Origin of the sequence: Rhizobium sophoriradicis (assembly GCF_003939025.1) — a bacterium.
Classification (GTDB): domain Bacteria; phylum Pseudomonadota; class Alphaproteobacteria; order Rhizobiales; family Rhizobiaceae; genus Rhizobium; species Rhizobium sophoriradicis.
On record NZ_RQIH01000009.1, the window covers coordinates 266145 to 286867 of the forward strand.

At 60.9% G+C, this 20723-nt stretch carries 21 protein-coding genes, 1 tRNA gene and 1 pseudogene; 10 read left to right on the forward strand and 13 right to left on the reverse strand.

The annotated features are described in order from the left end of the window. Positions 1 to 83: 83 nt before the first annotated feature. The gene (locus EFR00_RS17435; protein WP_077990917.1) at positions 84 to 3479 is read left to right on the forward strand and encodes an acyl-[ACP]--phospholipid O-acyltransferase; all 3396 of its coding nucleotides are present in this window, start codon (positions 84 to 86) and stop codon (positions 3477 to 3479) included. Between the two features lie 516 nt (positions 3480 to 3995). Here the strand turns inward: EFR00_RS17435 and EFR00_RS17440 are convergent. After that, the gene (locus tag EFR00_RS17440) at positions 3996 to 4280 is read right to left on the reverse strand and encodes a GIY-YIG nuclease family protein (protein WP_039618365.1); all 285 of its coding nucleotides are present in this window, start codon (positions 4278 to 4280) and stop codon (positions 3996 to 3998) included. Positions 4281 to 5330: 1050 nt separating this feature from the next. Between EFR00_RS17440 and EFR00_RS33050 the strand changes: the two genes are divergently transcribed. Then, a complete protein-coding gene (locus tag EFR00_RS33050) occupies positions 5331 to 5480 on the forward strand; it encodes a hypothetical protein (RefSeq protein WP_167482294.1) in 150 nt (49 codons plus the stop codon). After that, positions 5477 to 8452 carry an NAD(P)-dependent oxidoreductase gene (locus EFR00_RS17445; protein ID WP_039623084.1) on the forward strand — a complete coding sequence of 992 codons (2976 nt, stop codon included), beginning with the start codon at positions 5477 to 5479 and terminating at the stop codon, positions 8450 to 8452. Before EFR00_RS33050 ends, EFR00_RS17445 begins: the two co-directional genes overlap by 4 nt. A 386-nt stretch (positions 8453 to 8838) precedes the next feature. Here the strand turns inward: EFR00_RS17445 and EFR00_RS17455 are convergent, their stop codons facing one another. After that, positions 8839 to 9246 (reverse strand): hypothetical protein, encoded by a 408-nt coding sequence (locus EFR00_RS17455; protein ID WP_039618367.1) that lies wholly within the window; start codon positions 9244 to 9246, stop codon positions 8839 to 8841. 262 nt (positions 9247 to 9508) lie between these two features. Here EFR00_RS17455 and EFR00_RS17460 point away from each other — a divergent pair. Further along, positions 9509 to 9585: transfer RNA gene (locus EFR00_RS17460), tRNA-Pro, on the forward strand. Between the two features lie 84 nt (positions 9586 to 9669). On the opposite strand, the gene EFR00_RS17465 is transcribed toward EFR00_RS17460, so the two are convergent. Together EFR00_RS17465 and EFR00_RS17475 are read right to left on the reverse strand one after the other, a co-directional pair. After that, a complete protein-coding gene (locus EFR00_RS17465; protein ID WP_077990914.1) occupies positions 9670 to 10779 on the reverse strand; it encodes a site-specific integrase in 1110 nt (369 codons plus the stop codon). A 481-nt stretch (positions 10780 to 11260) separates the two neighbouring features. Then, positions 11261 to 11686 carry a hypothetical protein gene (locus EFR00_RS17475; RefSeq protein WP_077990912.1) on the reverse strand — a complete coding sequence of 142 codons (426 nt, stop codon included), beginning with the start codon at positions 11684 to 11686 and terminating at the stop codon, positions 11261 to 11263. Positions 11687 to 11790: 104 nt separating this feature from the next. Between EFR00_RS17475 and EFR00_RS17480 the strand changes: the two genes are divergently transcribed. The 5 genes and pseudogenes from EFR00_RS17480 to EFR00_RS33055 all read left to right on the forward strand — a co-directional run bounded on the left by EFR00_RS17480 (position 11791) and on the right by EFR00_RS33055 (position 13902). Next, entirely contained in the window at positions 11791 to 12042 is a 252-nt protein-coding gene (locus tag EFR00_RS17480) for a helix-turn-helix domain-containing protein (RefSeq protein ID WP_077990909.1), read from the forward strand. Positions 12043 to 12046: 4 nt separating this feature from the next. Beyond that, on the forward strand, positions 12047 to 12697 hold the full coding sequence (locus EFR00_RS17485) for a hypothetical protein (RefSeq protein ID WP_125864853.1): 651 nt from the start codon (positions 12047 to 12049) through the stop codon (positions 12695 to 12697). Between the two features lie 56 nt (positions 12698 to 12753). Further along, positions 12754 to 12906: pseudogene (locus EFR00_RS17490) on the forward strand (CopG family transcriptional regulator); the annotation flags it as partial. A 403-nt stretch (positions 12907 to 13309) separates the two neighbouring features. Next, complete coding sequence (locus EFR00_RS17495) at positions 13310 to 13648, forward strand: hypothetical protein (protein WP_125864854.1); 339 nt, start codon at positions 13310 to 13312, stop codon at positions 13646 to 13648. Positions 13649 to 13764: 116 nt separating this feature from the next. Beyond that, complete coding sequence (locus EFR00_RS33055) at positions 13765 to 13902, forward strand: hypothetical protein (protein ID WP_167482295.1); 138 nt, start codon at positions 13765 to 13767, stop codon at positions 13900 to 13902. Between the two features lie 1269 nt (positions 13903 to 15171). On the opposite strand, the gene EFR00_RS17505 is transcribed toward EFR00_RS33055, so the two are convergent. Both EFR00_RS17505 and EFR00_RS33060 read right to left on the reverse strand, forming a co-directional pair. After that, positions 15172 to 16755, reverse strand: coding sequence for a hypothetical protein (locus EFR00_RS17505; protein ID WP_077990897.1), 1584 nt, complete (start codon positions 16753 to 16755; stop codon positions 15172 to 15174). 48 nt (positions 16756 to 16803) lie between these two features. Next, complete coding sequence (locus EFR00_RS33060; protein WP_167482296.1) at positions 16804 to 16947, reverse strand: hypothetical protein; 144 nt, start codon at positions 16945 to 16947, stop codon at positions 16804 to 16806. Positions 16948 to 17063: 116 nt separating this feature from the next. On the opposite strand from EFR00_RS33060, the gene EFR00_RS17510 reads away from it, so the two are divergent. Further along, positions 17064 to 17585, forward strand: a complete 522-nt coding sequence (locus EFR00_RS17510) for a hypothetical protein (RefSeq protein ID WP_077990895.1) — start codon at positions 17064 to 17066, stop codon at positions 17583 to 17585. Between the two features lie 271 nt (positions 17586 to 17856). Here EFR00_RS17510 and EFR00_RS17515 read toward each other — a convergent pair whose 3' ends face one another. The 7 genes from EFR00_RS17515 to EFR00_RS17545 all read right to left on the reverse strand — a co-directional run bounded on the left by EFR00_RS17515 (position 17857) and on the right by EFR00_RS17545 (position 20649). Next, positions 17857 to 18207 carry a P27 family phage terminase small subunit gene (locus EFR00_RS17515; RefSeq protein WP_077990891.1) on the reverse strand — a complete coding sequence of 117 codons (351 nt, stop codon included), beginning with the start codon at positions 18205 to 18207 and terminating at the stop codon, positions 17857 to 17859. A 110-nt stretch (positions 18208 to 18317) separates the two neighbouring features. Next, positions 18318 to 18620 (reverse strand): HNH endonuclease signature motif containing protein, encoded by a 303-nt coding sequence (locus EFR00_RS17520; RefSeq protein ID WP_077990890.1) that lies wholly within the window; start codon positions 18618 to 18620, stop codon positions 18318 to 18320. Next, entirely contained in the window at positions 18617 to 19111 is a 495-nt protein-coding gene (locus EFR00_RS17525; RefSeq protein WP_077990889.1) for an HK97 family phage prohead protease, read from the reverse strand. Before EFR00_RS17525 ends, EFR00_RS17520 begins: the two co-directional genes overlap by 4 nt. Next, positions 19104 to 19286, reverse strand: coding sequence for a hypothetical protein (locus EFR00_RS17530; RefSeq protein WP_077990888.1), 183 nt, complete (start codon positions 19284 to 19286; stop codon positions 19104 to 19106). Before EFR00_RS17530 ends, EFR00_RS17525 begins: the two co-directional genes overlap by 8 nt. Beyond that, a complete protein-coding gene (locus tag EFR00_RS17535; RefSeq protein ID WP_077990886.1) occupies positions 19276 to 19830 on the reverse strand; it encodes a hypothetical protein in 555 nt (184 codons plus the stop codon). The genes EFR00_RS17530 and EFR00_RS17535 overlap by 11 nt, the downstream gene beginning before the upstream one ends. Further along, positions 19823 to 20341 carry a hypothetical protein gene (locus EFR00_RS17540; protein WP_077990885.1) on the reverse strand — a complete coding sequence of 173 codons (519 nt, stop codon included), beginning with the start codon at positions 20339 to 20341 and terminating at the stop codon, positions 19823 to 19825. The genes EFR00_RS17535 and EFR00_RS17540 overlap by 8 nt, the downstream gene beginning before the upstream one ends. Then, a complete protein-coding gene (locus EFR00_RS17545) occupies positions 20338 to 20649 on the reverse strand; it encodes a hypothetical protein (RefSeq protein ID WP_077990884.1) in 312 nt (103 codons plus the stop codon). Before EFR00_RS17545 ends, EFR00_RS17540 begins: the two co-directional genes overlap by 4 nt. Between the last annotated feature and the right edge of the window lie 74 nt (positions 20650 to 20723).

The following is a 20723-nucleotide window of genomic DNA, read 5'->3' on the forward strand; positions in this document are numbered from 1 at the left end:
CACAGCGCAGAGTTGTTGCCGCATTCAACCAATGGGTAACAACTCTGTGGCCTTCTCGAGCTGCCGAAAGAGGGACCAAGCCCGTGCAACACAATCTGATGATGTCTAGGAAATTCGCGCCGCTGTTCTGGACCCAGTTCCTCACGGCCTTCAACGACAATTTTCTGAAGAACACGCTGGTGTTCCTCATTCTCTTCAAGATGTCGGCAAGCGAAGGTGCTGCCCTGGTGACGCTTGCCGGCGTCATCCTCATCGTGCCCTTCCTGCTGCTCTCCGCACTCGGCGGCGAGCTGGCTGACAAGCACGACAAGGCGAAGGTCGCCGAACTCCTGAAACGCTCAGAGATCGGCATTGCCGCGCTTGCCGTCGTCGGCCTCGGCTTCTCCTCCATCTCAGTGCTGATGGTCGCGCTCTTCGGCTTCGGTGTCGTCTCTGCGCTGTTCGGGCCGATCAAATACGGCATCCTGCCCGATCATCTCGATCGCCGCGACCTTCCGAAGGCCAATGCCTGGATCGAGGGCGGCACCTTCATCGCCATCCTCGCCGGCACGATCATCGCCGCCCTGGCCTTTTCCAGCGGCGACAATGTGCTGCTGTTCGGCTCGATGATGATGGGCCTGTCGCTGCTCTGCTGGCTGGCGAGCCGGATGATCCCGCCGACCGGCTCGAAGGCGCCGGATCTGCAGATCGACCGCAATGTCATCCGCTCCAGCTACACGCTGGTGATGGAAATCCGGCAGGACAAGCGGCTGTGGCGTTCGGCGCTGATGAACTGCTGGTTCTGGCTGGTCGGCGCCTTCGTTCTGTCGATCCTGCCGACCATGGTGACCGAGCTGCTCGGCGGCTCGGAGCTCGTCGTGCCGGCCTATCTCACCGTCTTCGCCATTGCCGTTGCCGTCGGCTCGGCGATCGCCGCCTGGATGTCGTCGGGCCGCATCGTGCTCTTGCCGGCCCCGGTCGGCACGGCGCTGCTCGGCCTCTTCAGCCTCGATCTCGCCTGGAACCTCTGGGGCCTGCAATCGACGACCCATGCGACGACGATCCTCGATTTCTTCGCCGGTCAAAACACCATCCGCGTCGCCATCGATCTCGCCGGCATGGCGATCGCGGGCGCCTTCATCGCCGTTCCCACCTTCGCCGGCCTGCAGACCTGGGCGCATGAGGACCGCCGCGCCCGCGTCATCGGTGCGGCCAACGTGCTCTCGGCGCTGTTCATCACCGTCGGCCTCGGCCTCGTCGCCGTCATCCAGGCGCTCGGCGCCTCCATACCTCAAATCCTGATCGGCCTCGGCATCCTCAATTTCGCCGTCGCCTGGCTGATGCTGAAGACGCTGCCGACCAACCCGTTCCGCGATTTCATCTCGATCCTGTTCCGCGCCTTCATGCGCCTCGAGGTCGAGGGGCTGGAGAATATCAAGAAGGCCGGCCGCGCGCCGATCATTGCGCTCAACCATGTCAGCCTGCTTGATGGCGCCCTGGCGCTCGCCATCACCGAGGAAGAGCCCACCTTTGCCGTTGATTACAAGATCGCCCAGGCCTGGTGGGTGCGGCCCTTCCTGAAAATGTGCAAATTCCTGCCGCTCGACCCGACCAAGCCGATGGCGACGCGCTCGCTGATCAAGGTGGTGCAGGATGGCAGCCCAATCGGCATCTTCCCCGAGGGACGCCTGACGGTGACCGGCACGCTGATGAAGGTCTATGATGGTGCTGCCATGGTCGCCGACAAAACAGGCTCGATGGTGGTGCCCGTCAAGATCGACGGGCTGGAGAAGAGCTATCTCTCCTATCTCGACAACGGCAAGATCCGCCGCCGGCTGTTTCCCAAGGTCAAGGTCACCATTCTCGAGCCGGTGAAGCTGGAAGTGCCGGCGGAGCTGAAAGGCCGCAAGCGCCGCACGGCGGCAGGCGCTGCCCTCTATCAGGTGATGTCGAACCTGCTGTTCGAGACCGCCGATACCTCGTCCACCGTGCTCACCCGCGTCATCCAGGCGGCCCAGGAATTCGGGATGAAAAAACTCGCCGTCGAGGATCCGGTCACCGGCAGCCTCACCTATGGCAAGCTCTTGACCGGTGCCGCCGTGCTCGGCGCCAAGTTCCGCGCCCGCTTCCCGGAGGCAAACATCGGCGTCATGCTGCCGAATGCCAATGGCGCCGCCGCCACCATTCTCGGCGTCATGAGCGCGGGCAAGGTGCCGGCCATGCTGAACTTCACCGCGGGCGCCGCCAACATCCTCTCCGCCTGCAAGGCCGCCGAGATCAAACATGTGCTGACCTCGCGCGCCTTCGTCGCCCAGGCCAAGCTCGGCCCGGTTGTCGAGGAGCTGGAAAAGCAGGTGACGATCGTCTGGCTCGATGATCTGAGAGCCGAGGTCAGCGCGGTCGACAAGATCCGCGGACTCCTGCGCAAGGCGCGCCCGCTGGTGAAACGCCAGCCGGATGATCCGGCCGTCATCCTCTTCACCTCCGGCTCCGAGGGCACGCCGAAGGGCGTGGTGCTGACCCACCGCAACATCCTGTCGAACGCCGCCCAGGCCGCCGCCCGCATCGATTTCCACAGCGGCGACAAGGTGTTCAACATCCTGCCGGTCTTCCATTCCTTCGGGCTGACGGCCGGCACCGTGCTGCCGCTAATTTCAGGCGTGCCGGTCTATTTCTATCCCTCGCCGCTGCATTACCGCATCGTGCCGGAGCTGATCTATGTCTCCAACGCCACGATCATCTTCGGCACCGATACCTTCCTCAACGGTTATGCCAGGACCGCGCATCCTTACGATTTCCGCTCGATCCGCTATATCTTCTCCGGCGCCGAGCCGGTGAAAGCCTCGACCCGCAACACCTATATGGAAAAATTCGGCCTGCGCATCCTCGAAGGCTACGGCGTCACCGAGACGGCGCCGGTCATTTCCATCAACACGCTGATGTACAACAAGTCGGGCACGGTCGGCAAAATCCTGCCGGGCATGGAATGGAAGCTCGAACCGGTGCCCGGCATCGATGAGGGCGGAAGGCTGCATGTGCGCGGCGCCAATGTCATGGCCGGTTATCTCCGCGCCGAAAAACCCGGCGTGCTCGAGCCGCTCGCCGATGGCTGGCACGATACCGGCGACATCGTCACCATCGACGAGGACGGCTTCGTCAAGATCCGCGGCCGCGCCAAACGCTTCGCCAAGATCGGCGGCGAAATGATCTCGCTCGCCGCCGTCGAAACACTCGCCGCCGAGCTCTGGCCCGGCGCCCTCTCCGTCGTCTCCTCGCTGCCCGACCCCAAGAAGGGCGAACGCCTGGTGCTGCTCACCGAAGCCGAAACCGCCACCCGCGCCGAATTCCTCGCCTTCGCCAAATCCAAGGGCGCCATGGACATGATGGTCCCGGCCGAGGTCACCATCGGCAAGGTGCCGGTGCTGGGTTCCGGCAAGGTCGATTTCGTCGCGGCGCGCAAGCTGGCGGAGAGCGTGGCCGAGAAGGGGGAGGCGGCGTAGGCGTGAGTGGGATGCAGGGGAGGGCACCACCTCTCCTGCGTCAACCGGATCACCACCTCCCTCCGTCATCCTAGGCTTGACCCTGGGATCCATGCGGCTGGCACTGGGTGGACTGAGATGGCGTCCGACTCAGCGAGACAATTGAAGCCGCGCGCTTGGTCGTGGATCCCAGGGTCAAGCCCTGGGATGACGGAGAGTGTGGTGGGCGTCTCGCCAAACGCACCGCCAATGCGGCTTGCGACGCCGCACTCGGCTCAGCTTCATTGGCGCCCGGCGCGGCTGTGAGCCTCGGCACCACCTCTGCTCCGTCTACCCGCTGCCTCTCTCCACCGCCAACCAAGAACCACGCCTCCACCGTCAACCCGGCACTACCTCTCTTGCGCCACCAGGCACCACCTCTCCTCCGTCGACCTGGCACCACGCCTCCTCTTCCATCCCGAGCACCACTTCTCCTCCGTCATCCCAGGGCTTGACCCTGGGATCCATGCGGCCGGCACGACAGGAGCGCAGCCGGCATTACCAGAGCGTCAGATAAAGGTCATCCCACCCGGGATTCATCGCCTCGACCAGATCGAGCTTCCATTGCCGGTTCCAGCGTTTCAACGACTTCTCGCGCTGGATCGCACTGCCGATGTCCCAATGTTCCTCGTACCAGACGAGACGGGTGCAGCCATATTTCCAGGCAAAGCCCGGCGTCAGCCCCTCGCGATGTTCATGGATGCGTCGCTCCAGATCGGATGTCACGCCGATATAAAGCGTGCCGTTTTTCTGGTTCGTGACGATGTAGACATATCCTGCCATGCCGGCTTGGTTGTGGATCCCAGGGTCAAGCCCTGGGATGACGGAGCGTGTGGCTGGCGTTCTCGCCAGACGCGCCGGCGAGGGAGCTTGCCGTGCTGCTCGCTTGATCGCAGCCGACGCGGCTCGTGGGTCGCGGCAACACCTCTCCACCGTCAATCCAAGCATCACCTCTCCTCCGTCATCCCAGGGCTTGACCCTGGGATCCATGCCGCTGGCACCAGGTGAACAGCGAAGGCGCCCCACTGCAGAAATAGAAGTCCGCGTCCGTGGCCGTGGATCCCAGGGTCAAGCCCTGGGATGACGGAGCGTGTAGTTGGCGTCTCGCCAAACGCACCGGCGGTGAAGCTTGCGGCGCGGCGCTCGTGGTTCGCTCATCGCGCTCGGCGCGGCTTTTGGTCCCGGCACTATCTCTGCTCCGTCGACCCCCGGCACCACCTCTCCACCGCCAACCGGGCACCACACCTCCACCGTCACCCTAGCACTACCTCTCCTCCGTCATCCCAGGGCTTGACCCTGGGATCCATGCGGCAGGCACCGGGCGAACAGCGAAGGCGTTCCATGCGGAGAAATGGAAGTCCGCGTGCTTGGTTGTGGATCCCAGGGTCAAGCCCTGGGATGACGGAGTGTGTAGTTGGCTTTGTTGCCAGATGCACCGACAACGCAGTTTGCGGCGCCGCGCTCGCGGTTCGTTTCATCGCGTCCGGCGCGGCTTTTGGTCCCAGCACCACCTCTCCACCGCCAACCGGGCACCACCTCTCCTCCGTCATCCGGGCACCACCTCTCCTCCGTCATCCCAGGGCTTGACCCTGGGATCCATGCGGCTGGCACTAGGTGGACCGCGAAGGCGCCCCACTGCAGAGCAATTAGAAGTCCGCGTGCTTGGTTGTGGATCCCAGGGTCAAGCCCTGGGATGACGGAGGGTGTGGTTGGCTTTGTTGCCAGACGCACCGGCGATGCAGCTTGCGGCACCACCTCTGCCGCGCCGTCCCGGGCGCCACTTATCCTCCGTCATCCCAGGACCGCCGATCTCCAGGCAGGAAAGCGCGTCGCGTGCCGCTGCCCATACGCGCCATCATCAACGATACGGCCCCCAATGACGCGTTTCGCCTCTCCTGCGGCGCATATGAGGTTGTCTCGCCCGAGCAGTCGCTTCACCATGACGGCAACTTCAGCTTCGAAAAACAGACAGGCAGGCCATGACAGATATCGCGCAGATGCAGGAACAGCGATTGAACGCCCTTCGACAGACCGCGTCGGGTGCGCCGAAACTGCCGTCCAACCCGTTTTTCGGCGTCGGGCCGATCACCGATGCGACGACCGATGAAGTCGATAGCCGCCTCAGGCGCATCGCTTTCGACGCCTGGATCGAGAAGACCTATCGCAAGTTCGACGACCGGGGCAACGATATCGGCGGCTTCACCACGGCCGAGATTTCCCGCAGCATGCATCGCGGCTATCCGGCCGACAAGATCCTGACCGACATGATGCGGGCGATCCATCGTTATTTCGGCTTCCCGAAGGAGAACCGCATGGCGGTCGGGCTCGGCGGCGGCCATAGCGGTTTCACCGTCTGCATCCAGCACCTGATGAATGCCAATGACCCCGCCCAGCGCGTCTATGTCGATACGCCGCGGCCGGAGAGCGATCCGTCCAAGGCCGCCGGCTTCTTCCGCCAGTCCTGGGCGACGCAGCTGATCGAGATGCAGCGCTTCGCCGAAAAGGGCTGCGAGAGCCGCATTCATTTCGCCGCCTCCGAGGGGGTGATCCCGACGGCGGCCGAGCTTTCGGCCCTCGGCGTGTCGATCTTCGTCGGCGTCGGTCACGAGACGACAGGCGCCAATGCCTATACCAGCGCCGAGATCCGCGAACTGCTGAGCTGGCTCGACGGCGATCCGGCCAACCGCCATGCGGTGTTCGACGCCACTTCGATGCTCGGCGCTATGCCGTGGGAGCCGGAGCTCGTCAGCGCCGTCATGGCGAAGTGCTGCCTGTTCATGCCGTTCCAGAAGGCGATCGGCGGCATCTCCGGCTATTTCGTCGCCTCCTTCACGCCGCATGCGCTGGCGCTGATCGAGAAGAATCAGCAGGATCCGGCCTGGGCGATCCCGCGCCAGCTGAAGATCGCGCCGCCGATCGATCCCCGGCAGCCGTTTTCGGCCAAGCGCTCCGTCGATGCCGGCCCGTTCTACGATGCCGGCGAAGACCGCATGCTCGGCGGCGTCATCAATACCTACAGCGCGCTCGCCTTTGCCGAGACCACCTTCGGCCTGCTGCAGTCGGAAGCCCGGGTCGGCTCCGTCGTCGAGCTCAACCGCCGCTCCGCCGCCAACCGCGCCGTGATCGACGAATGGGTCAAGTCGCACCCGCTGCTGTCGTTGACCGTCACCGATGCCGAGCGCCGCGGCGCCGCCGTGACGCTGCTGAAGGTCGAGGACACCGACATTACCGATGCCGGCATCCACGCCCGCATCATCGCCCGCTCCAAGCAGCTGCTCGGTTATGAGGGCATCACCCATCCGAACGGCGAATACGAGCCCGGCCTCGATGCGGCCCGCTACGTCAATGCCTTCCCGGGCACACCAGGCGATTACCGCGCCTGGGTCGGCGGCATCCGCGAGCCCGACGATGTCGTGGCGCTGTTGGAAAACCTGCAATATGCCTATCTCAGAGCCAAGATCGTCGTGCTCGAGGAGGAGCTCGCCAAAAACGGCGTGACCTTCGAGGCGCCCACCAAGGCCGACGGCGCTATGCGTAAGGACGATCCGAACCGCGCCTATACCGTACTGATCGCCGATCTCATCGGCTTGCGTTTCGGCGCCGACGGCGAGCCTGATTATAGCGAGGTCAAGGCCTATATCGAGGAGAAGGGCGGCAGCTTCCATCTCGGCCCGCTCGGTGATCGCGCCAGCCTCGAAAAGGGCCGCATCCACTTCTTCTACCAGCCGAATCTCAGCACCGAGGCGGAGATCCTGCCGCAGACCGACAAGGGCCAGTATGATGCGCTGATCGCGGCGGCGACCTTCATCCCGAAGGCTTCGGTCTTCCCGCTCGGCGGCGTGCGCATCGGCGCCGGCACCGGCAATATGGCCTCGGCCTCCTGGGGCGGCGGTAACGGCGAGGGCGGCACTGCGCCCCTGATGAACACACCCGGCATCAACAGCCGGGCGACCGCCCAGATGGCTTTCAAGGCGATCCTGAAGGTCGTTCCCGACCTGCCGGTCGACCGGCTGCACCGCATGGTCGCCGGCGGCGATTTCGATACCGGCCGCCAGCTCAAGGATTTCCCGACGGCAAAGCTCGAGGGCCGCAAGCTCGCCGTCCTCGGCTACGGCAATATCGGCCGCGAAGTCGCCAAGCTCGCCAAAGCCTTCGGCATGAAGGTGGCGATCTATGCCCGCGAGCATCACAAGCGCTGGATCGAGGCCGAGGGCTTCGACTATGCCACAAGCCCGGTCGAAGCGGCAGCCGGCGCCGACGTGCTCTCCGTCCATATCGGCCTCGGCCGCCTGGATGCTTCGACCGGCACCTATTCCAATGCCGGCACCGTCGATGCCAAGGTGCTCTCCGCCATGAAGGACGGCGCGGTGCTCGTCAATTACGACCGCGGCGAAGTCGTCGATACGGGCGCGCTGGATGCCGCACTTGCCTCCGGCAAGATCGCTCATGCGGCGATCGACGCCGACCTCTTCAGGGATGCCGCGACCGGCACGCTCAGCGGCCCGATGCTGCCCTACCTGCCGCTCGAGGAGCGTCACAAGGGCAGGCTGGAGCTCTTGCCGCATGCCGCCGCCGACACCGACCACCCGTCGCGGGTGACCGGCGCCAAGCAGGCGGTCGACCAGATCTTCGACGTCATCCGCTTCAAATCCGTCGTCAATCTCAAAGGCGACCTGCCGGAAGGCTACGTCTCCGGCGGCAGCCGCACGCCGGCCGGTATCGGCAAGGTGACGAAACAGGTGGTTGCCGAAGCCGGCGGCAAGGCGGAACTGCTCGAGGAATTGCGCCAGGTCTCGGAAAAGATCGCGGCGATCACCGGCGCGCTTTCGGCCGTTTCCGATCGGGGGCACCAGGCGCGGATCGTCGAGCGTTACACCGGCCTGCTGGTCGAAAGCGCCGACCGGCAGCGGGCGCTGCTCGACCAGCTCGGCCTTTACGGGCCGGCGGAGGGGTGAGCTGCAGCGGCGCTCGGCGGCGACCTGTTGTCGCTGACGCCGTGCCGTGCAGCCCCCTCATCCGACCCTTCGGGCCACCCGCCGGGGTCGAGCCACGCGTCTCGACCCGTCCTTCGGACCCCCGCTGGGGAGAAGAGGGGAACGCGCGGCCTCACCATCGATCCTCTTGGATGGAGTGCATTTCAGCAGGATGGTTCTGTTTGCCTGTGTCGGAGCGACTTGCTCCCTCTTCTCCCCAGCGGGGAGAAGGTGGCCCGAAGGGTCGGATGAGGGGGCTGCTCGGCACAACCTAACGTTCGTTCTGCCACTCCGCCCAAAGGCCAGGAGCCCGAAACAAAACAGGCAACTCTCGGCCGCCTGTTTCTTTATACCGGACGAACCGTCCGTTACTTCTGTTCCGGCGCCAGGAACTCGGCGCAATAGGACGGGCCGCTGACACCAGGAATATCGGCGACGGTGCGGATGTCGCGGATCGTATAGTCGGAATTGGTGGTGATTTCGGCCTGGCAGCGCAGATAGGCGGTGCGGGCGGCGGCGATCTGTTTGCCGCGCTTGCCATCGGCGCCTTCGGCATATTTCGCCGGAATGCGCACGGTCTTGTAGCCGCCGCGCCAGGTATAGATGGTGCTCGAACCTTCCTCGCGGTCGCTGATCGGCGGCCCGTAGGCGGCAAAGAAGATGCCGGCCGATTTGCCGACCCAGCGGGCCTCGATCGGATTGCCGGCGGAAGGAATGGTCGTGCATCCGGCCAGCGCAATTGCAAGCCCGGCCGCGGTGATGGTGCGGAGTTTCATCGTGTCGTCCCTGATCTCTGACGCATTGGCCGCGAAGCCGCCGTCGCGGCGGTTTCGCCTGTCCCGCCGAGCCCTTTAGCGCGGAACCCGGCAAAAGAAAATTGCCGCTTTCGCACTTCCGATTAATTTGCCCGGGGTGTGTCTTTTTGCTGCAGCAGCTCCTTCCAGCCCCGGTCATCAACCCGTCAAAAATTCCGTCGGGTTTTTGAATTTTGGCGCTTGTGCAACCAGATAGGCTGTTCTATAGAAGCGCCGCTGGTCACGGAGTGTAGCGCAGTCTGGTAGCGCACCACGTTCGGGACGTGGGGGTCGAGTGTTCGAATCACTCCACTCCGACCAGCTAGAAACCCCGCTTCGGCGGGGTTTTTCGTTTCCAACAGACCTTCCCATAAAAATCACGGCAACGAATGCGGCAATGGATGGTCATTTTTTCCTCCCCGCTCGGCCTGTGGTGAAGGCTGCGCCGACGTTTGCTTGGTGATCTGGATGGTGATGGCCGTATGTCTTCTCGAGCGTCTCAAGCGTCATGCCCAAGTAGCCGGAAGTCTCCCACTTGTCAGCGGCGGCCTGCATTAGCCAGGTGGCAGCCGTGTGCCTTAAGGTGTGGCGGACAACGCCGGCTGCATCGTCACCTAAAACCTGATCGACGAGGTTCCTGAAAGCCCGCTTCGGATCCGCGGGCTTGCCGTTGTACTCGACAACATATCTGGCGCCCATGCGGTGCCAACGGCGCATGTGAGCGAGCAGGCGGCCTGGAAGGCGAATCGGAGGAGCGCGCTTGTTATCGGCGACGGCTTCGCCATCCCACGCGCGGTAAAAGACGCCAGCGTCGAGATCAATGTATGGCCGGCCTTCCTCCTTGACGAAAGATGCTTGCCATACGCGAGCCGAGCGGCTGCCGGTGTAGACGGCGGCCAGTGTGAACCGAGCGATATGTATGGTTGGACGCCACTTGTTGGGCACGCCACGATACTTGCTGCGCTTCCTGTAAGCGGCCCAAATCAGCTTCGCCATCGTCGACCTTTCCAGGTGCTTGACTCGGCCCTTCGCCTTCGGCGGGAGCGTGACGGTCACTGCCTCCCGAGTTACCTTATCGGCGATCGCCTGTCGGCAAGCTGCCCGCAGATCCTCGAGCTCGCGGCGCGCACCGTTCGACGTTCGACGCTCCCTAACGTACTCGGCGCATGTCGCGCTCGTGATGTCGTCAAGCGTCTTGTCGCCCCAGTATGACATGAGGTTCTCAGCACGCGCTGCGAGCTCTTTCGGTCGGGTGGAGGAATCCTTTTTGAGTGACAGATAGTGAGCTAGAACCTCCGCAATCGTGACTTCCGAAGCTGGCCGGTTTTTTGATGGCGGCTGTGCGAGGAATTGCCTACCAATGTGTTCGGCTAGCGCTTTTTCAGCTCCTGAACGATCATGCTCACTGCAGCCTGTGCCGAATTGCTTGCCGCCATCGAGGATGACCCAGACCGCGGCGCGATCTTTGTTGGCTGGACGTAGCCAGAGGCGGGCAGGTTTGCGGGCACGCGACATGCTTGTTTCATCTCCTCTATGGCTTGCAGTGTGGTGAAGTCTTTGCCCGCGATGCGCATGATCATAAGCCGGCCGCGTGCCGCCTCTTTGCGGAGCCCGCTTACCGTTATGCCGCCATGCGGGAAGGCGAGAGGAATGATATGTGCCAGCCGCAGCGGCGCGTCTGTGGCGATATTGTCATTTGCGGCAACTGGCATCGATCCTCCTGTTTCGTTGGGAAGAGTGAAGTGTAAACACCCCTGTCACGTCAATAGAACCGGCCGGCGCGCTGCTTGTGTGGGGGCAGGTGGTGATCGCGCCGGCCATCGGTATATGTGAGCGGCCAGCCGCATCATGCGGCGACAACGGCTGACCGCTGGTCGGCCCAGGGCAAGGCCGAATTGAACCGAGCGCGCTCAAAGAGCTGAGCCGCGCCCGGCCGCGGCGCCGTGTCAAGCGGCGTCGCTCGCCTGCCGGGTGATGGGCCGGCAGGATGGAAACTTCAGTTCGTCGCTGGCCGCTGGCCGGCGAAATAATCTGCTGCAACGTCCTCGCGCGGTACGCCGGTTTCGCGCTCAATGAAACTGAGCACGGATGCGGCAAGTCGCTGGATCTGTCTCAAGCTTTCGTGTTCGTCTGAGATCCAGGAGCCGTCGAAACGGTCGAGCTCTCCAATTGCCATCGCGAGCTGCAGGATGGCAAACTCAGGAGTGGTCGCGTCTATGGAAGCGGCACGCTCCCTCATGACATCGATGGAAAACATGAGTGCCTTGGCTAGGTCTGCTTCGTGGGTCTCATCTGCAGCGTTCATCGCGCTGATGAAACCCTTCGTTTTTCTTACAATTCTTGCCTCTGCCTGGCTGGCCGGTCTCTTGATGAGGCCGCGAGGCAAAAGGGTTCTGTCATCAGTAGATACGTGGATGGTCATTGGATGCTCCTCGTTGCGTTTGGCGTCGTGACACTTTATGGGTACATGAACACACCTGAGGTGTCAACACTTCAGGTGCATAATTTTACCTATGAGGTGTATTCATGATTACCGGGGCACAGATCCGGAGCGCCCGCGCTATAATCAAGTGGGAACAAAAACAGCTTGCGCAGGCTGGAGGCGTCTCCGTCGAGACTATCAAGCGACTGGAAAAAATCGACGGTCCATTGCTATCAGCTACGGGCAACACGGTTTCCAAAATACAAGTGGCTCTCGAGGCGGCCGGCGTCACGTTCATCGACGGCGAATACTCGGGGATGGGCGGCCCCGGTGTTCGCCTGCGCGATCCGGCCTAGCCTCGTGTCTATTATCGTCGACGACAAGGTCTATTTCATTCAGCGACAGAAACATGGATCCTTCTATCTCGATGCCACGTTCTCGCTTTCCGACCTCGGCGGTACTGTTCCCGGCTTTGGCGATCGCTACGCCCTTGCGATCCACAAAAATGGAACGGTAATAGCCGAGGTGGTCGGTCGGTACTTCCTTCGGCACATCGACGAAAAGACGGGCAACGAGTGGTACGCTTGGTTTATCGTCGTGCAAGAGGTCAGCCTTAGAGAACAAGACGATCTCTTCCGAATCTTCAGGACCGTTTACAAAGAGGATATCAGAGGGAATCCAGTTAAGCAGAAGCGCGCTGCCAAGAGAGAATCAGAGGAGAAAGGGTTTGAGTACTGGGAGGAGCAAGATCGTCAGCGAGCAAAACACGCACCAATTCACGGCCTCGACGCCCGTGAGGAGCGCATTCTACGCTTCATGGTCGCGCATCCCGACTATTTGACAACAGACCTGATCCCTCAGGCGGGAGACAAGACCATGGAAACCCTGGCCAAAGTGGGTGTGGTGCGTGCCGGCGCCAAAAACGCCAGCGGCCGGCGCGAGTGGTTCGTCACGGATGAAGGGCGCGCCGAGGTGAAGCGGATGGACACCTACCGTGATTGGAAGTTTTGAAAATGGCGACGGATAATGTGATCCCGATTCAGCAACCTGCGTCCACATTTGACAATGACATTGAGGACGCGCTGCGGCAGGTGGCCGGCGAGCTCGGGCTGTCGCGCAACGACGCGATAAGGACGATCGTCAGGGAATGGTTGCAGCAGAACACGTATCTGCCCGTCCACGAGCTCGATGAAGACGGGGAGGTCGGCGGGAACGCGTAGATTTTCCCATGGATAAACATGTGGATTAAACGCCGCCGCCGCGCACAGCATCAATGATTTCAGCCATAATGCAACGGCCGCCAAGGAAACGACTGTGCCTGGAAAACACAACGATGTCGTCCCTCAGCGGCTGGAGCTGTACCCGCAAAGGAGGGGGATGGTCAGGGCCATTCCCCTCCGGATAAGGTAAAGCTACCGTGCAACATGTACGCTGGTTGCGCAACATGCAACGCATCAAACGTTTCGGTCGTCAACAGATTGGTGACTGGTCAACGGCCACCGGTTCGGCTGGCAAACCGCGCTTACACTCCCTCAACCTTTTCACAATAACGCTCGGGTTGATTTTCATTGAGGAGATTCGCGCGTGCCAGTTAAGCCGGTCGAGATGTTTTGGGATAGCAGCATGACCATCGTACATTTCCATTTCAATATATTCACAAAAAATGCGGTTGATCTCGTAGCGTTCGGTTTGCATGTCGCAAACAAATACGGCGGCAAAATCACTGAGAGGAGCCGATTCACCAGCGGCGAGAGAAGAATCCGCGGCGATCGTGGAGCCTTGGTTGTGGATTTCGGAAGCGTCACAACGGCAGGAGAAGCTTACCGCATGAGAACGCAAGCGCTCACCGACGGTGGCAATCTGAAAAGCAGCTTCAAAGGAGCGCTCAACGCAAGTGACCCACGTCGCGTTCAATCAAATGTGGTTTTGGAAGAGATCCGTGCGCAATCGTCGAGCAACTAACTGCTGAAAGGCGGGCCAAAGCCCGCCGTTTGTTACGGGCGTCCACGAAATGTGTTTGAACTCAAGTCGACGTACCGATCTCGCGCGGCTAAAAGACGCCACCAAGAGGTGACGCCATGACCGATTCAAAAGATCAAGACAAAGTTGACGAGCCGCAAAAGCGCCCCCCGCCTCCGAAAGCGATCAAGTTCTACGATCCGTGGGAAGAGGAATTTCGCCGAGCGTACAAAGACGATAAGAGCTTCGATTTTTGAAGGACGTCGCTCTTCTTGACTCTGCGAGATCAATTGCCAAATATCGGAAGGTAAAAAACCGTCCGAGCGATGATCATGACAAATTATGTCGAGACGCAGCGGTTCCACTGTTCGAACGGAGCCGGCCGCAATTACACGGTGATTGAACAAATGCGGGCACCTCAGTCAGCAAGTCCACGAGTCGACTACGTCACAGAAGATGGCGACGTCGCCGAGCGTTTAGATGACGGAACTTTTCTACTGCTTCTTTCGAACGAGGTTATTCGTGTTTCTTAGCTAGGTGGCGTGCGGATCAAGCAGCCTCGCGACCCGCCTCGCATCACATCCGCGGTAGAAGACCGATGTACTGACTGGCGTAAATCCCGACGATGAACAGCGCCACCAGGAACATTGCAATCATAACCGCCCGCAGGCTGCTGCGCTCATCCATCTCCGCCTCCACCTCATCTCCACAAAATGGATGTAGTGCGACCCAGGACTGAGGGAATGGCGGCGCAATAGCCGCCGCTAGGCACCGCCACTATCCGATGTACACCCATCCGAGCTTTGGCAATTGCGGATTTTCAGCACTCAGTTGGATGCGGCATGCGACTTCACCCCAATCAAACTGGTAACGATGCAACGTCTCATCCCGATCTCCAGGCGAAACGAACGACATCCTAACGCGCACGGATGAGTTTTCACTTCCAACATCAAACCCGATCTCCTCGTGGTCCACACCTGGGTCGTAGCGAACGGAGCGGTCACGAAACTCCGAGATTGGTCCGGTTACGCAATCAACGATTGGCAGTTCTCTTTGGTCCCTGAGAATTAGAGGTACGGGCGCTATTGCCTCATATAGCACCTTCCCGTCGCTCTTTTGGTGCTTCGAGCCCTTCGTTTTGGAGGTCAAATGGAAAAGCTGGCTAGCGGGGTGATAGGTGAAATGGGGATTTGGCACGCTTCGCAGCAAGGTGGCGTCGACGTCAGGAACCATTCGTATCGAATAGTGTGTGGTCTCCCTGTTGAACATACTCCAAACGAGCCTTTGCTCCAAGAATTCCGGAACAACGTAAGTTCGGTGTCGTAGCCCGAGCGAGATCGATAAATCGTTCTGCAACGTCAACCAAGCGACCGACGTCGATCTTGTACCGCTTCGGATGACAATGTGTTTCTGCTTTGCAGGCACGGCGTCTACCCCCTCGATTCACAATGATGCACGCCAAAAATGGTCTATAGGATCGATGGGTTGCAAGAAAGGGCGGGCTTCGGCCCGCCCCTCATCAGTGCCTACCATTGAGGAGACTCGATCAGCTTGAACTGTGGCGGACCATAGGTTGTTGACCGTATCGCGATTGATCCGCCATCGCTCTGGGATGCGCATGGACTTAATACCGTGCCTGCCGCAAAGGCGTTGGCCTGCTTTGCATGCAGCACCTCATTGATGCCCTGCAGGCGGCTAAAAAAGCGATTCAACGTGTTGCTGCCATTCGCGGACGCGAACAGCACCGTCGGCGCCACACTCCAAGCAAAGGCCACATCAAAGTCGAGCGTGTAGAACCCCTGCCTGGGGATGACGATCTGACCAGAGCCATTGATCGCATGCTCAGCACCCGCCTGAATGGTGCCGCCAAGGGCAGTTTGCCAGCCGTTGACATTAACGACGGCGCCGCTGGCCATGCCAACGTCTGGCCCTGGTGCCGTCGCATACAGCATACACGGAATGCAGCGGCCGCCGATTATTTCCCATTCCGTCGCCCGGGCGATCAGCGTCATGTTTTCGCCGGCCCACAAGAACAGGCCGCCGGCCGCGAATTTGCCGATCGGGTTCGTGGTGTAGGCCACGCCCAACTTGCCGCGGGAACTGTCGTTGACGCCAATATCGAGCACGCGGCCAACATACAGCGATGGATCCGGAAGGGTCACAGTGTAAGTCGTGCCGATCGGGATAGTCCAGCGGTGCGCGAGATCGAGGTCGCCTGAGACCAATGACGCGTTGCTGGAGTGTTGGATCGCGTTCACATAGTCGATAGTGGTGCCGGGAAGAGGAACCCCCTGCCACCAAGCGCCATCGGCAGACTGGAAGCGATCACCAGAGCCAGGGTTCGTGGCGAAGCGTTTATAGAACCGCGGCTGTGGTGTGTACGACGCAATAGCGATGTAGCTTGCCGTAGCATTGATGGTGGCTCCCTGCGCCGTCGCCACGTCAGGATAAACACTGAACATCAGTGCAGATGCTGCCGATTCCGCCGCCGCCTGCGCTGCCTCGGCGGCCGCAACAATTGCAGAAGATACTTGGTCCGTGACGATTCGGAAGGTCGATCCAATCTGCCGGCCAATGACCAACATATTAGCGACGACGCCACCTGGCGCGATGTCGTTGCCTGCATTGGATTTGATTTCGAGCGCAGTCCCCCCATTGAAGCTAACGGTCATGGCGCCGGTATTGGTGGCCGTAAAGTTAAGCAGGACCAGTGCGGATTCGACAACTGGGATGGTGGTTGTCGCCTCGACAGCATTCGCCGTCCCGGCGCCGGCATTATTTGCCTCGATAAACGAATATGGCAGATCTGCCACACGTGTCCACGATCCAGTTCCGGTAGCGCCGTTCTTACGATAGATGCCGTTATAGGCGACAGTCGTATCCTGGATGACCCATGCGGCGTCATTCTGATCATGGACAAGGTCGGCAAACAGCAGGGCTCTGGTGGTATAGATTGATCCAGCGGATGTGGTTCCAATTCCTGTGATGAACGATTCGAGCCAGGCGCCCCAAGCTCGAGCTTCAGACTTCTTCGGCTGTTTGTTACCAGACGAGGGATCGCCGGGGATGTTATAGTCGCCCCAGACGACTGCGGCAGTTGGTGCGGCCATAGATTGCTCCTAGAATTGAAGAGCTCGCGTGAGCGAGCCGTTGTTGGTTTATTTGCAGGCGGAGCCATCGCTCCATGTCGTGCCGTCGTCGAAGGTTTCTCCTTCGACCCGATCTTCCGGCTGCTCTTCGTCGGGTTGCGGATCACGCGCGCTGCGGCGCGCTGCCGCGGTGGCGCGGCCCAAGTTGTCCATAGGTCTTCCTTTGATGACGCCCAGTGTACGGGGTCCGGTTGAGGATGGGCGCGGTTTCTCTTGTGAATAAAAGAAAGAGCGCGCATGATAAATGTGGTTCTCTGAGGGGCGAACTCATGTTTAAGGATATGATGTCGGCACTTCTCGCCACGTCGGAAGGTAGGCGACTATTCCGAATATTTGCGTTAGTTCTTGTGTGCGTACTTGCTCTCAACTTGCTTGCCTTGCTTTTCATCGCAACGCATCGCGCCTACAACAACGCCGAAATCAACCTGTGGGGTTTTGTCATCGGGCCGACACCGGGCGGCGGCAGCGGCAGAACCACCAATAAAGCTGACGCCCCAAATCTCGATTTGAGCAACGTTTGGTTTGAATGGAGGACTCCCAGCCGGAGTTGGCGTACCGACGCGGACTGTGAGGAAGACCTCAAAACAGCGATATCTTCGATGCAGCTATCCAAACTAGAAAAGAGTGAGAAGCTGTTCTGGGGAGAAAAAGACGGAGCACTGGTGCTGCTGAGTTGCTTCGGTGAAAACGCAGATCAAGGCTCCTTGGCAAGCGTCGTAGTCTTCGGCAAAGAAGAGGGAGCGACCGCCGCGGTACGGTCATTTATGGCAATGATGAGCGGCACCAACTAACGCCGGCGGCGTCTTCGGCCGGCCTCAGGTTGCCCGAACTCTCTAACCGCCCACGGCTCGTTTTCTTTGTCAGGGAGTTGATCCAGAAACTGCTGGCCGAGTTCAGTCCAGGCCGATCGGACGTCATCAGTAACCGGCCGACCGTACTTGTCCACCTTGATTCCAGCGTCTGCGCCGTCGCCAAAGAAGTCGTATCCCGACTGGAATATCATCGACCAGGCGGCGAGATCGTCTGGCCGGTCTTTTGCTCTACGTCGTTTACGAGGCATTCCTACCTCCGATTCGAGCGGAGAGCGGGCGGACGGGCGGTGTCAGTGCCGCCGTCGAAATCCAGGTCAAGCTCCCTCACGAGCCGTGCGAATGCCAGCCTGGCGTTGTGCATGATCGATACTTCCGGCCGTTCCTTTGGCTGCTCGAACCTGTCTTTATAGGTGTGGCCGTCTCTGGCGATCACCTCGCGGCAGGTTTGCACCTGGTCCCAAGCTTCGCACGCAAGGGTGAGGATTCGGACGTGATGATCGTCTAAATCCCACTCCTCCACGACACTTTTGAACCATTTGGCGGTCGTTCGATCGAGGTGTTTTGGGGGCCTTGGCAGGCCAAAACCCTTGAAATCGGCCATATCTGCCGCCTCCGAATATTTTCTCGAACGGGGGACTCCGTTATGTGCGCGAATGGCCCGCAGCGGTCCCTAAGGGAAACGGTCGGAAAGACTTGATGGCCCCCTCCGGCCTAGTCGACCGGATAGCCATCACCGCCATACCGAACCACCTTGCCGCCTCGCTCTAGCCGCTGCTTGTGGCGTGAGTGGCACGAATGGCAGAGACTGGCCAGGTTGCCAGGGTCGAAGAAGAGGGCAGGGTCGCCCTTGTGCGCCTTCCTGTGGTCGACCGTGTTTGCTGCCGTCACCTCGCCGAGTTCTTCGCACATCCAGCACAGTGGCTCGCGCGCCAGCTGTGCCAACCTGAGCTGCCTCCAAAGCGCGGTGCGATACAGCGCATGATAGCGCTGGGCTTCTGGACTGCGCTGTGTCACACCGGAAGCCCTCTTGCCTTCATCGCCGCCTCGGCGCGAGTGGCGCCCGTCGATCGGCCGGAGAGCGATGCGCTCGTGGACTTTCCGTAAGCGCCCCACAAAACGATGCTGAGCTCGCTGAGCCAAGCCCGAGTGATGAGCCGCTTGGGCAAGCTGCCGCTATCGTCCCACTCTTCCTCAATGGATGAGAAGCCAACCGAGACTTCGTTGACCAGGCCTGAGCCCACGCTCGCCAGGACTTCTTGGCCGAGCGGCGACTTTTCGTCCGGCGTGAAGCTGTACCAGAGCCCGATATTGTCCGACCGTAGGGTGAGGCTCTTGTTCGCCACACGTGCAAGTGGGCGACTTGTATCGTGGGCCCAAAGCGCCGCAATATCCGGATTGTCGATAAGGCTCTGATTGAACGCGCCTCTGGCAAACCGCTCTTCAAATAGCCCGGCGATGATTGCCGGTTGGTTCCACTGAATCGCGTATCCCGAGACTTCAGCCACGCAGCCGTTCCTTCATCTGCTTTTCGCGCTTCGTAGCGGCAAGACGGCGGGCGATGTCCGTTGCCGATTCCGACCGCTCGACGTGTCGCTGCTCGCCCGGCATCTTGATCGACCGCAGACCCTTACGGCCGCCACCGGAGGGTCGCGCTTCATGTTCTCTGCGCTCAGTTGACATAGCCGGCCTCCATGGCTTCGCGCTTGAATCGGTGGATATGCCCGTCATTCTTATCCCCAAGGAAAATCGGGCGCAGGGCCGGCAGGTAGGTGAGTTGCACGCCTTCGCTTTCCAAATCGTCCAGCAATGCATCGGCGTGGAGACGAGCAGCCTGGACTGCGTCGAGAGCAGAAACGAGCGCGTCGATCCGACGGCCGTATTCGATTCTGACCAGGTCGCAGGCTTTCTTGCTTGCTGTACCGGTCCGATCGCGGAGTCGTTGCCGAACCTCCACGATGGCGGCATCAACTGCCTCAGCATGACGTCGCAGAGCTCGTAGCTTTTCGGGCCTTTCGCTTAGCGTCTGGTCTATCGTCTCTCCAAGCAGAGCGGCGACGTCAACACGAATGCGGGGCGCCGGTCGGGCTTCGATGTCCGCGATCAGGTCGGCGATTGCGGTTGCCGTCCCTTGGGAGTCTCCTGACAACTCCGAAAGCTTAGCTTCGAGCCCGCCATATTCCACGTCCGCTTTCGCAAGCGACGGCACCGTGAACTGTTTAGCCATGATCGGCCTCCGTGATGAATTTGGCGAATGCCGGACCCGGGATAGTGGTAGCGACACGAGCCTGATGGCTTGGTTGATGATTGGCGATACTGCCGGCCGCCTGGAAGCGCTGCACTTTACCATCAGCCCAGACCAGAGAGATTTCGGGCCAGCCGTGCACGATCTCTAGCGTTAAGCCATCCAAAGCGCCGTGCGCTGCCATATTTGCGAGAATGGCCAGCTGAATTTCAGCAGTACGCGGGATGGACAGCGGCGCACCGCTCACGTTGGCGCCACCTGGCGTCGTTTCGAGAAGGGAGGAGGTGCGCTCGGCAACTGTTCGAAGTGTCGCGCCGCTGGCGACAGCGACGAGCAGCGTGATCGCGTCAGCCCGGCCAAAGTCCGGCGCTTGGCCGGGTCCGCCTTTCGGAAGCATTCCGGCGTCGCGGAGCCGGTGCGCCACGCGCAGCGCACGCTCCGCAGACACACCGATGCAACCGGCAACCAGATCTGCGAGTCGGCCCGGCGTCATGCGGCTACCCATTGGAGTTTGTCGCCGCCGTCGACAAAGACGTCGACATCCGTGTTTGCCGGCACGAACATCTTCGTGCCTGTTGAGGCGTTCGGCGCTTGTCCGATCGAGACGTAGGAGTCGGCAGATGCACGAATGCGATAGACAGCCTGGCCGAACAGGTCGTGGATGTTCGGCGCGGCGTTGGTTGTCGTCACTCCGGATGCTGGAGCTTCCGACCAAATGAATTTTCCGAGGATAGCCTCGTTTTTGTCCCGCCGATACGAGCCGGCGTAGGCGCACAGAACGTGCACACCAGACAGAGCCATGTTGATTTCCTTTGCAAAACTTTGCCATTGATGAGGCAATAAAAAAGCCGCCCACGTGGGCGGCAGTGGAGGCC